General features: G+C 32.0%; 9 protein-coding genes. All 9 read left to right on the forward strand.

Annotated features, from left to right (window positions below):
* Positions 1-5 precede the first annotated feature (5 nt).
* The 9 genes from KTHG_RS17735 (at position 6) to KTHG_RS17780 (ending at position 12,387) form a co-directional block, all read left to right on the forward strand.
* A complete protein-coding gene (locus tag KTHG_RS17735; protein WP_139995650.1) occupies positions 6-2,204 on the forward strand; it encodes an AAA family ATPase in 2,199 nt (732 codons plus the stop codon).
* Positions 2,205-2,238: 34 nt separating this feature from the next.
* Positions 2,239-3,567 carry a hypothetical protein gene (locus KTHG_RS17740; RefSeq protein ID WP_139995652.1) on the forward strand — a complete coding sequence of 443 codons (1,329 nt, stop codon included), beginning with the start codon at positions 2,239-2,241 and terminating at the stop codon, positions 3,565-3,567.
* A gap of 334 nt (positions 3,568-3,901) precedes the next feature.
* Positions 3,902-4,624, forward strand: a complete 723-nt coding sequence (locus tag KTHG_RS17745; protein ID WP_139995654.1) for a TnsA endonuclease N-terminal domain-containing protein — start codon at positions 3,902-3,904, stop codon at positions 4,622-4,624.
* Between the two features lie 401 nt (positions 4,625-5,025).
* Entirely contained in the window at positions 5,026-6,180 is a 1,155-nt protein-coding gene (locus KTHG_RS17750) for a RepB family plasmid replication initiator protein (RefSeq protein WP_139995656.1), read from the forward strand.
* Between the two features lie 362 nt (positions 6,181-6,542).
* On the forward strand, positions 6,543-7,106 hold the full coding sequence (locus KTHG_RS21980; RefSeq protein ID WP_255512499.1) for a hypothetical protein: 564 nt from the start codon (positions 6,543-6,545) through the stop codon (positions 7,104-7,106).
* A gap of 121 nt (positions 7,107-7,227) precedes the next feature.
* Entirely contained in the window at positions 7,228-7,914 is a 687-nt protein-coding gene (locus tag KTHG_RS17765) for a response regulator transcription factor (RefSeq protein WP_139995660.1), read from the forward strand.
* A 124-nt stretch (positions 7,915-8,038) separates the two neighbouring features.
* Positions 8,039-9,187: a sensor histidine kinase gene (locus KTHG_RS17770; protein ID WP_255512505.1), complete on the forward strand. Its 1,149-nt coding sequence runs from the start codon at positions 8,039-8,041 to the stop codon at positions 9,185-9,187.
* Between the two features lie 99 nt (positions 9,188-9,286).
* Complete coding sequence (locus tag KTHG_RS17775; protein ID WP_108307987.1) at positions 9,287-9,961, forward strand: ABC transporter ATP-binding protein; 675 nt, start codon at positions 9,287-9,289, stop codon at positions 9,959-9,961.
* Positions 9,958-12,387, forward strand: coding sequence for an ABC transporter permease (locus KTHG_RS17780; RefSeq protein WP_139995664.1), 2,430 nt, complete (start codon positions 9,958-9,960; stop codon positions 12,385-12,387). The genes KTHG_RS17775 and KTHG_RS17780 overlap by 4 nt, the downstream gene beginning before the upstream one ends.
* Positions 12,388-12,630: the final 243 nt, after the last annotated feature.

Here is a 12,630-nt window from a genome sequence, read left to right on the forward strand (position 1 = left end):
TCTATATGTTATCTAACATTTCTTTAAAAAATGTAGCTAGTTACAATGAAGTAGGCACAAAATTTGAAGATTTAAAGAAGGTCAATTTTATTTATGGTAATAACGGAACAGGTAAATCAACTCTATCTAGAGCTTTTCTTAATATAGATGATGTAGCTTATTCAGATTGCACTTATGAGGGAAATAGAATAGAAGAAAGCTTAGTCTATAATAAGAACTTTATCGATGATAATTTTAAATCTGATAATGATATTCCAGGAATATTTACTTTAGGTAAAGATCACGTAGACAAACAAATAGAGTTGGATGAAATTCAAAGAAATATAGAAAAAAATAAACAGGATAAAATTAAAGCTCAAGATAATCTAGAAATTACTAAGAGAAAAATAGATGAATCTAAAAAAAGTTTTATCGATTTAATATGGGATAAAAAAAGTGATAAAACAAATAGAATAAGTGAATTGTATCAAAGTGCATTTATAGGGTTACATGGAAGTAAGCAACGCTTTTATAATGAATACTGTAAACAAGTGCTTTCAAATAAATCGGAATTAATAGATATTGATGAGCTTTTTAAACGTGCGGAAGTAGTATTTTCTGAAGAACGAAGTGAGATAAGCAAAATACCAGTTTTAGAAATAAGATATGAGCCGAATAGTACAATTTTCAATAAGTCAATTATCGGTAAAGAAGATTTAGAATATGCACACTTAGTTGAAAAATTAAATATACATACGTGGGTTCATGAAGGATATAAAACTATTCAAGAGAACAGTTTAGATTATTGTCCTTTTTGTAGAAGTGAGTTAAAAGAAGAAATAACCAACTATCTTTCAGAATATTTTAATGAAAAATTTGAAAATGAAATAATAGAATTAAATAAAGAGATTATTAAATATAAAGAATATGCAAAAGATGTAATCACATATTTAGAGAGATTACAGACTTTAGATAATAAGTATCTTGAAAAAGGTATGGTTGAAAATATTTTATTAAAAATACAAGCCAAGAACGAGGAAAATTTAAAACATCTTTCTGAAAAAGAAAAAGCACCTTCAAATAAAATTGAATTAAAATTATTTGAAAATGAATTAGTAGAGTTAAGTGAACAAATAAATATCGATAATGAAAAAATAGAAATTCATAATAATACAATACAGAAATTAGCTGAGAAAAAAGAAAGACTAGTAAGAGATATTTGGAAAGTATTTTTAAATGCAACTGACGCTGAGTATAAAAGGTTTAATAGAGAGCTTAATCAGTTAAATGGAAAGATAAAGGGACTACAAAGCTCTGTTGAGCAAAAAAATGCATATATCATAAAAGACCAACAAATGTATGAGAAAATTAAAGCAAGTATATTTGGGATTTCATCTACAGTAATTGCAATTAATAAACAGTTACGTTTATACGGCTTTAAAAATTTTTCATTAAAAGCTGCGGAAGACGAAGGTAAGTATAAAATTGTGAGAGAAAATGGGGAAGATGCTAATAAAACTTTGAGTGAGGGAGAAAAAACATTCATTACTTTTCTTTATTATTACCACATTGTTAAAAGTGTAGAAAATAAAAAGATACTTTTTATTGATGATCCAATTTCTAGTTTGGATAGTACGATATTATATATTGTGTCCACTTTAGTTAAAGATTTAATTGAAAATAGTGATAAATATAAAATTGAACAATTATTTGTATCAACGCATAATACGTATTTTCTAAAAGAGATAACTTATAAAATAAGTAACTGTAGTTATTTTATTATAAGAAAAAATGCGAAAGATGGTTCATATGTGAAAAGGTACGAAAAAAATCCAATTACAACTTCATATGAGGCTTTATGGAAAGAACTGATAGAATTAAAAGATTCAAGTGCCAATATCATTCAAAATGTTATGAGAAGAATTTTAGAGAACTATTTTAAATTTCTTGGTGGGATTGAATTGGATAGTCTTATAAAATACTTTGACGAAGATGAAAAAATAATTGTATCTTCATTAATAAAATGGACACATGATGGATCGCATTATATACAAGAAGATTTATATATACAGCAACAATCAGAGATGAATGAAAAATATTTCAATATTTTTACTAAACTTTTTATCAAGAGCGGCAATGAAGGGCATTTAAAAATGATGCTTGATAAGTGTATTACAGAAGATATTGAAAATCCGTTTAAGCTATTAGAAAAACACAGTGCATGATTTAAAAATAACATATATATAAGGAAGATGTAGTATGGACTATTTATTTTTAGATGAAAAAGGAACACAAAACACAATAAAAGCTCTAGATGATAAAGAATTGTATAGTGATTCGCAGAAGATTCAATTAGGCACTGACAACATGAAAACTTTCGTTTCATCTGTTGTAAAAATATCTGGTGAGAATATAGAGGGATTAGAGAAAGAATATACAGTTGTTGAGCAAAATTATTTAAATGAACGGCAACAATCTCAGAAAATCATTGATGAAGTCAAAGGAGCTTTAATTTTAAAAAGAAACTTTGAATATGGTGCTGCTAGTATGAATAAAAAAGCAATTGCATTTTATAGTGAATTACTTGATCTTTTAAAGAAGTATCAAGTACAGCATCACCTCTTTGCAGTCAATAAAATTCCTCTCGCAATAGATAAAAGATTTAAAGATTGGATTTTATCTATTGCAGAAAAAACAAAACAACCTTTTGCAAATATAATACTTTATTCATTATCAAAGTATGCCTCAATTGAAGCCAGTGAAAAGGTGATAAAAGCTTTATTTAATAGAGAAGTTTCCGATGAAGAAGTATTAGGCTTAATCATTAATGATATTAAAGCTTTCATCCTAAAGTATGATAAACCAACACCAAATAGATTAACAATTCAAATCGCTAACTACAAATCTCTTTTAGAGATATTTAACTGTTTTAAAGATGTTTTAATAAGTAAATCTTATGAGGATTCTAAATTCATTACTTTTAATTGGAAGAAAGCAGTTTTTACTATTGATTTATGGTTAATAGAATTACAAATCGATAGAAGCAACCTTAAGTTAAGGCTAGATAATGGTATAGACAGCAAATATTTTGAAGAATTAAATTTACTAGAAGTCCAAGAGGGCCTTGATTCGAAAATGTATCCAGGGTTAAGGATTGCTGATGTTTTGGTTGTATTTATTGGTGGTTATATTTCTAAAATGTCTGGAAAAATAATGTATAACAAAGAACAACCTTTTGAGAGCCGATACTTGCCTATGGAATTTTTTCAATTGAAAAAAGAACAATTCGAATTACTTATAAAGCTTAAGGATTACTTATTTAATACAAGGTTACAATATAGTTATACAAATGATTTATATTTTGATGATACAGAAGTTTTCAAAACTTTTTTAGAATATCTTGGTACTTTCTCTTCTTTTGAAGAATTCAAAGCAATCAATTTTAATTCACATTCATTAGAACACTTTAAGATGCTGGCAGTTGTAGCTCAAAAGAAATATGAGGAGATGGTCCAAAATGAATTCTGCGCTATTAGTATTTCAGGAAGTTTAAAGAAAGCCATAACGAGTGGTTTGGTAAGACCGTAACGGAATTTTTGAATTAAGATTGATAGTTTATAAAAGGTAGACTAAAATATTTTAATTTCAGATTGCCTAGTTTCGGATTTTGACTCAATTCTGAACGGACATATGGAAATAATCAATCTTTTTTATAAAAACTAAATCTGTTTAAATATGAAATCCATATATTTTGATCAATCTTTGTTCAAAATACATGGTTTTTTTTATTATAAAATCAACGTTTGTAGCATACTTTTAATCAAACTTTATTCCAAACCTACATTTAAATAAAGTTATACCGTTTAAAAAAAGATGTACCGTTTCACCCCTTTGGATTAAATTAATTCAAAGGGGTGTTTTTATGTCTAAAAGAAATAGAACATCTAAAGTTGAAAAATGGATAAAAGAAGGTAGAGGGTCTGGTATCGGTGCTGAATATAAGCCTTGGTTGAACATTCAAGACGTTTCCTCACTTGGAAGATCTACATGTTTAAAAGGTATTAAAACTGATAGGCAACATGAATTTTTATCGGACTTGGAACGAAATTACTTCTATTTAACTGAATTTTCGGATTCTGTTGTGGATATTCGAGAACAATATCCGCTCTTGCCGTTAGAAGAAACACTTGTTATTGCTGATGAATTAGGAATTAAACATCCTACAGACCCAAAAACGCATGAGCCTATTGTGATGACAACAGATTTTTTATTAACCGTAGATAAAGGTGAAGGGCTTGTTGAACTTGCTAGAACAATCAAAATGAAGGACGAGCTATTAAAAGAACGTGTCATTGAGAAATTTGAGATTGAACGTGTGTATTGGGAAAGAAGGCAATTTGAATGGGGCATTGTAACGGAGCTAGAAATCCCGAAAAAAATGGCGAGAAATATTAGCTATATTCATGATTATTACAGCCTTGAGCATTATGACGCTTTTCAAAGCTTAAGCGGTCAGTATATCGAAGACTTGTCTATGGCATTATTACAGCGCCTTTTAACGAATGATGAAAGTATTCGAGCTATTACGAATGCATTTGATAGGGATACGCATTTGCCTTTAGGTAGTGGAATGACATTAAAATGATTGAACGAAAAACAGGCATAAGTATTACTACTCAACAACGAGCGTTCAAGCAGATACAAAAATTAGAGGATTAACAGCGTTATAAGATTGGAGTTAAATTGATTGTGAGTACTTTTATTTGAATTAGAATTATTATTTTGTTGTTAGGAGTTACTATTTTATCAATAGGTTAAAAAAGGTGAAGCCTATATATATTTATCTTATATATTTTATTCTTTTGTGTGAGAAGAAAGTCAGTAATAACAAGTATCCTTTTATTTAAATACCTAGAAAAAACGGTGTATATACCTAGAAAAAATAAATAAAACTAGGGGCTTTGTGTTATAATAAAATCTTAGAGAAACAGATATAGTTGTTGTTTTCTCTAGGATTAACTTAAATACGCAAAGGAGCGTTTTTATATGTCTAGTATAAGTAAAAATAACGAAACAAATAAGAATTCGATGTTAACTTTGAATGAACTCAACAAGCGTAAAGTAGTAGAACATAATGATTTAATTTCTAGTGTCGCAAAAATGGATAAAACTCCTCTAAAAATTTTTGAATTAGCTGTGTCTTGTATTGATACAGATAATCCACCTAAAGATAATACGATTTTTTTATCAAAAAAAGAGCTTTTCACGTTCTTTAAAGTATCAGACAATGATAAACATAGTCGCTTTAAAGAAGCCATTGAAAAGATGCAAAAACAAGCTTTTTTTCAAATAAAAGAAGTAAAAAATGAAGGTTATGAAATGATAAGTATAGTGCCGATTCCAACCGTTAAATGGAACAACTACAATGACGAAGTCATGATACGATTTAATCAAGATATTATGCCTTATTTAATTGATTTAAAACAGAATTTTACCCAATACGCTATTAGTGACATCATGGAATTAAATAGTAAATATAGTATTATTTTATATAAATGGTTGTGTATGTTTTATAACCAGTACGAGCACTACACGGGAAAAGGTGGAAGAAGAACTGAACAAGTAGAAGGTTATCGTAATCCTTCGATTACGGTTAAAGATTTAAGAATGTTGACTGATACTGTCGATGAATATCCACGTTTTGATAATTTTGAATCATGGATAATAAAAAAACCGCTAGATGAAATCAATTCCCATACACATTTTAAGGTAACCTACGAAAAAATAAAAAAAGGGCGAAGTATTGATTCGATTATCTTTCACATCACGAAAAGACATATGACTAAGGATAACAGCTATAAAATAGAAGATACAACTTACAAAGAAGCTATGTCTCAAAGAGAAGATAGAGAGGATAAGCTAGCGATTGAAGCTATAAAAAGTAAATATACAAAGCTACTTTTGGAGCATTTCCTTTTAGCACCATATGACATGACAGATATAGCAATCATGGCAGCTTTACAAAAAAATGTATATCCTAAGTACGATGAACTCAAAGAATTAAGGGGTATAGATGGAGTTAAAAAACATCTTTCATACGTTAAGGATAAACAATTACCTTATTCCAAAGGAAATATTGGAAAGTACCTTAAAAAGTCAATTGAAGAGTATCTACCAATCGTTAAAAGGCAGGAAATTTAATTATGAGTGAGAGCTTAACAATTAGTCAGTTAGCTAAAGAATTGAACATAAGTCGGCAAAAGATTTATAGATTTATAGATAAGCAAGAAAACATTGATGTACATCAATATATATATTAACTCAAACAAAATAAAAATGATTAATGCTGAAGGTGTCCGATATATATAAGAAAACATCAATCGGACAGCGAATGGACAACGGGTGGACAGTGAACGGACAACTACAAAAAGCATTGAAGACAACGCTAGCGAATTATTCGGAGAAGACAAAGAAAAAATCCGGACAGAAGACGGACAAGTATCGGACAGCGAGCGGACAACTTTTTTATCAAACAGATTGAACAAAAAGATGTATAGATTCAGTTGCTACAACAAATTATTGAAAAAAATCAAAATCTATTAGATCAACAACAACGTCTAGCCTTACAAGATAAAAAGCTACTGGAAGAATATAAAGCTGAGATAAATGAGCTGAAATCTCTTAAAGTGCCGGAAGATGATATGAAACAAGAGAAAGAAGAAATACTAAAAGAAGAAGTTGAAAGGCTTAAAAAACAATTAAATGATTTAGAAGAACAAAAGTTGGAAACACAGGAACAAGAAGAATTTAAACCACTACCTAAAAATGGTTGCAACTATGGAAATGAGGGAGATACAATGGGGCATTCTGAACAAATGATTGAAAATCAATTCATTCAAATTTTAAGTAAAAAAGAGAACCAGTGGACTTATCGACCAGATCTTAAAACAGAAGACGCTTTATGGCAAAATTTTAGAGGTCATTTAAACAGAATTAATTTATCGTTATTAGAAGATAAATTATTAACAGATAAAGAATTTAACCAAGTGAAAGTAGAGTTTTCACGTTTAACTGGTACACCATTTTTAGCGTCCCAACGGCCCATTACTTCATTCCTATACGACTAAAAATGCCATGGATGATGGGGCTGTTTTAGGGTTTCAAGTAGAATATCATTTCATTGCTATGATGGAACAGTTAGGATATTACATTAACTTACATATGTAAAACGCTATTAGGGGTGATATTATGTCAAGTATATTGGTTTTAGAAGATGATGTAAATGTAAATCGAGGAATAGCATTTTATTTGGAGAAATCTGGAAATATTGTTTTTTCTGCTGAAACAATACAAGCTGCAAAAAGTGTAGCTGTTGTTAATAAAATTGATCTCGTTATTTGTGATATGAATCTTCCGGACGGAAATGGGCTTGATTTTATAAAGTGGATGAGGCAGCAAAATAAGGCATATATTATTTGTCTTACTGCATTAGACCAAGAGATAAGTCAGGTAATGGGGTATGAAGCGGGTGCTGATGATTATATCACGAAACCTTTCAGCCTATCCGTACTGCTTCTAAAAATTGAAGCCTATTTCAATCGTATCAAAAGCAGTAATGAAGAAAATGAAATAATATCAAGGGACATTCGAGTGCTTCCAAGAGAGATGAAAGTTCTGGTCAAAGGCAAGGAAGTGGTATTGACGAAGAACGAATGGAAGATGCTTACTTTATTTTTGAAATATCCAAAGCAGGTTCTTTCTAAAAAGCAGATATTAGAAAATATATTTGATACTGATGGAGAATTTGTAGATGAGAATACAGTTGCCGTGAATGTGCGGAGGCTTCGTGAAAAAATTGAAGAAGATCCAGCAAAGCCAGTGTATTTGAAAAACATACGGGGACTTGGTTATGTATGGAATCAGGAAGTGGGTTAATCTGGTGGCAAGAGGAAAACGAAAGAAACAACAAATCCTACAGCTAATAAGCATAGTCATGTTTGCATATATTTTTAGCAACTGTTTGACAACATGGGTATATTACCAGAATTACAATAACAGCATGAACATCTTGGCAGAGATCGCTACTAAATCTGGGCAAGATGGAGTTGATATTGTGATAGATATTCTAAAAGATAACAATTTAGATTCGATAGAACAAGGAAAACAGTTGCTGGAGAAGTATGGTTATTTGAAGAATGTTGAGAATGTTTTATATCAACAGTTCTTACAGAACATAGCGGTAACAGCGGGTGGCACATTCTTTTTGTTTGTCATACTTTTTTCTTTGTTATGGCTTTGGCAAAGAATGATCCTACAAAAGGATAAAGCCAGATTTTTGCAAATAGAAAACACACTTGTGAATTTTCGAGAAAACAATTATGAAGTAATACTGGAACTAGATGATGACGATGAAGATGAGCAGGAAAAAATCAAATATCAATTGGATGTACTTGGACATTATATGAAGTTGCTGAAAGAAGAAGCGCGATTGGAAAGGGAAGGAACGAAAGAGCTGGTTTCTGATATATCGCATCAATTAAAAACCCCCGTCGCAGCATTAGATGCCTGCTTTAGTGTATTGCTTCGAGATAATCTAAGTGAAGAAGAACAAAAAGAGTTTCGAATAAGGTGTAGAAATGCATTAGACGGTTTGGAAGTACTGCTGCAATCATTATTGCAGATTTCAAAAATGGAAGTAGGATTAATTCAAATTGATAAAAAAAAGCTTCCTCTTTTAGAAACAATAATTACTGCTGTGAATCGTGTCTATCCGAATGCAATAAAGAAGGACATTGAGCTAGTTTTTGACTTTGATGAAACATTAGAAAACTATGAGATTATGCAAGACAAAAAATGGTTGAGTGAAGCACTTATCAACATTTTGGATAATGCTATTAAGTACAGCCCGACTCATTCCGAAATAGCGATTCGATTACAAAAAAGAACTGGGATTGTACGTATTGAGATTGAAGACCAAGGGATTGGTATACCGAAGGAAGAATATCATAAGGTATTTCAACGCTTTTTCAGAGGCTCCCTGCCAGAAGTAAAAGAAGAAAGTGGTTCTGGGATTGGATTATTTCTTTCAAGAGAAATTATCGAGCAACATCATGGGACGATAACAGTGTCCTCTAATTTCGACATGGAAGTTGGATTTAATCATAGACATGGCAGTAAGTTTGTTATTCAACTGCTAGAGAAAAAGTAGAAGTCTTACGAAACCGTAAGACTTCTACTTTTTTTGAAAGTGAAATGAAAGATTCACTTGATAAGATAGGAGCAAAATTAGAACATGGAGGACTGTTAAATGAGTGTCATATTAGAAACAAATCAACTTAGTAAGTTTTATGGAACAAATAAAAATCAAGTGAAGGCAGTAAATAATGTAAGCATTAAGATTAATCGGGGGGAATTTGTTGCCATTGTAGGTAAATCTGGCTCTGGCAAAAGCACACTACTCCATATGCTTGGGGGACTTGATATGCCAACGGAAGGCAAAGTTCTATTATCAGGAAACGATATGTATCAGATGAGCGAGGATCAACTGGCAATTTTTCGTAGAAGAAAAATCGGCTTTATTTTTCAAGCATATAATTTGGTTTCAGCCATCAATGTTTGGGAAAATATTGTGTTACCTTTAGGGCTGGATGGAAAAAAAGTCGATGAAGTATATGCAAATGACATCATTACCACACTAGGTATTGAGAATCGAATCCATAACCTCCCGAATACATTATCTGGTGGACAGCAGCAGCGAGTCGCAATCGCAAGAGCCTTAATCACAAAACCAGAAATACTTTTTGCAGATGAACCAACCGGTAATCTTGATTCAAAAACAAGCGACGAAGTAATTGGCCTGCTAAAAATGACGGCAAAAAAATATGGTCAGACCATCGTGATGATTACACATGATGATGAAATTGCACAGGTAGCAGACCGTATCTTAATCATTGAAGATGGACAAGTGGTGGATTTCCGATGAATACAATTACTAAAATCGCATTCAACAATAACAAGCGGAATAAAACGAGAAGTATCCTTATCATATTTGCTATTTGTTTAACGACAATGCTACTTACTATTATCAGCACTATTGGAAATGGCGTTATTAACCTACAAAAAGAAAATGCAGCGGACAGATATGGAAGAAATTATGGACTGTTCTTATCTGTAGATGATACGCAGTTAAAGGAAATCGAACGACGAGCTGAAATAGATACGGTCGGGCTGATGTCTACAGCAGGTATCTTAAAAGGGAATGAGAAAGGCGCATTTGTTAGTGCAGACAAGCATGTCCGAGAAATGCTACCTTACAATCAAGAATATTTACTTTCGGAAGGATCCTATCCAAAGGGTCCACAGGATATTGCTGCAAGTAAAGCTTTCTTTAAGTCGCAGGGCTATGAGCATGTGAAAATTGGAGATAGTATTCGTCTTGAATATCGTTCTGGAATGAACGAGGAATATAGTAAGCAAGATTTTGTAGTTAGTGGCATTCTATTTGATCGAGAGGCATATAAAGCTAAGTCTTCCTATATAGTATTTACTTCTTCCGCTTTTTATGATAGTCAATTTGTAGAAGACGAGCGAGCATACAATGTCTATTTTACATTGAATGATTCTGTCCATGTTTCTATGAATAACATTGATTCAGTGCTTACGAACATTGCAGATTCTTCCGGAATTGATAGCAAAAACCTGATTGTAAATGATTATTTCTTGTCTTGGACACTAGAGCCGAGCTATGAAATGATTGCGGTATGTGGCATTCTAATCTTAGGGATTGTGCTGTTTTCGGTTGTTGTTATCTATAATATTTTTCAAGTGGGTATCGCTCAAAAGATACAGGAATACGGAAAAATCAAAGCCTTAGGTGCAACAAAAAAGCAGATGAAACAGTTGATTTTTCGAGAAGGTATGATTCTTTCAGTGCTTCCAATACCTATTGGATGGGTACTTGGATTTTTTATGGCAAAAGTAAGCTTTGGTTGGTTAATCGAACAAGGGAATATGGCATCTATTGGAATACCAAATAGTCAGGTACCATTATTTTCAGCCAAATTGATGCTAGTTAGTATTCTGATTTCATTGCTAACAGTGATATTAGCACTTCGAAAGCCGATGAAAATTGTTTTTAAAATATCTCCTATTGAAGCAACACGATATTTGGAAAACTCAACAAAAAAGAACTATGGAATGCGGAAAGGCCAAAAAAATATATCTGTATTCTCTTTGGCAATGGCAAATGTAGTTGGTAATAAGAAAAGAACAATCGGAACGATTCTTACAATGGGTCTTTCTTGTGTATTATTTGTGATTATCGCAAACTTTGTAGGAAATATCGATACGGAATACGAAGCAAGAAAAGGCATGAATCACGGGCAATTTGAATTGAAGCTTGATTATTCTTATGAGTCGGATGAAGCTTATCCAGAAAATAATTTGGATTCGATTCTTAAAAAGAATCCATTGAATGACACACTTATTGCAGAAATTGAGCGTATACCAGGCGTTAATAAAGTGCTAACGAGAGAAATTGCTGTTGCAAAAATAAATGGTTCAAAGCAGGTCGTCTCGATTGTGAATAAAGAAGATTTTGAAAAGATGCGATATGAAGGCGACCTTGGCCCAATGGATTATAACGAGGCTGTAAGAAATGGAGATGTTTTCTTCGGTTGGTCTATGTGGATGGCGTCAGATGGCTATTCATTGAATGATCCGATGACTTTTGAATTAGATAATGGGACAGAAGAATTTACTTATAAAGGAAATATTGCTGGTGCATTTACAAATGCGGATACCTATCTTGTCATCCCAGAGGAGGTCTATCAAGCGATGCAGCCAGAAGGGGTATCCTATGGCTATATCTGGATTGATACGGACGAAGGCGATGTAGCTTCGGTGGAGCAAAATGTAAGAAACCTAATTGCAGATACATCTTATGTCAAGTTTAAAACTTACCATGATGAATTGCAGACAGCTGAATTCGCAAGTACCATGATGAAGTTGGGAAGTTATTTATTTATGGCAATTGCAGGCTTGATTGGATTTATGAATCTTGCCAATACAATGATTATAAATATCATAACAAAAAGACAAGAATATGGCGTATTGCAAGCTGTTGGAATGACGAACAAGCAATTAAATATTAGCTTGCAGCTACAAGGCTTGATTTTCACAATAGGAACAATATTCGTCTCTCTTGTTGTAGGATTACCGATTGGATATCTACTCTTTTCTTATGCGAAGGTGAATGGCGTATTTGGAATGAATGTTTACCATATTCCATTTATACCTATTCTGGCGATGATTTTGGTGGTTAGTTTCTTGCAGATTGTACTATCTTTTGTTTTAAGTCATAATCTGAAAAAAGCAACTTTGGTTGAAAGAATCCGTTATCAAGGTTAATAGATGTAATTTTCAAATAGGAATTAAAGAAAAATTCATTATAAGCAAAATTTAGCCGACATACTAATATGTTCCTGAAAATGGGAAGATTGATAAAAAGACCCTCGATTTGTTCCTACGAACGTTCGAGGGTCTTTAATATACATGCAATTTACTCGTGCCATGTTTAAGTTGCTATAAAGCTAACATTAAAATAAGAGCGAAATATAAAAAATGGCGAACTTTCACGGTACGCACGACGAA

This window comes from Kurthia sp. Dielmo (assembly GCF_000307285.2).
In the GTDB taxonomy this organism is placed as follows: Bacteria; Bacillota; Bacilli; order Bacillales_A; family Planococcaceae; genus Kurthia; species Kurthia populi.

Coding starts and splice junctions, on each gene's coding strand:
- KTHG_RS17750 (WP_139995656.1), top strand. CDS start 5,026: ATGTCTAGTATAAGTAAAAATAACGAAACAAATAAGAATTCGATGTTA.
- KTHG_RS17770 (WP_255512505.1), top strand. CDS start 8,039: ATGAACATCTTGGCAGAGATCGCTACTAAATCTGGGCAAGATGGAGTT.
- KTHG_RS17740 (WP_139995652.1), top strand. CDS start 2,239: ATGGACTATTTATTTTTAGATGAAAAAGGAACACAAAACACAATAAAA.
- KTHG_RS17780 (WP_139995664.1), top strand. CDS start 9,958: ATGAATACAATTACTAAAATCGCATTCAACAATAACAAGCGGAATAAA.
- KTHG_RS17735 (WP_139995650.1), top strand. CDS start 6: ATGTTATCTAACATTTCTTTAAAAAATGTAGCTAGTTACAATGAAGTA.
- KTHG_RS17765 (WP_139995660.1), top strand. CDS start 7,228: ATGTCAAGTATATTGGTTTTAGAAGATGATGTAAATGTAAATCGAGGA.
- KTHG_RS17745 (WP_139995654.1), top strand. CDS start 3,902: ATGTCTAAAAGAAATAGAACATCTAAAGTTGAAAAATGGATAAAAGAA.
- KTHG_RS17775 (WP_108307987.1), top strand. CDS start 9,287: ATGAGTGTCATATTAGAAACAAATCAACTTAGTAAGTTTTATGGAACA.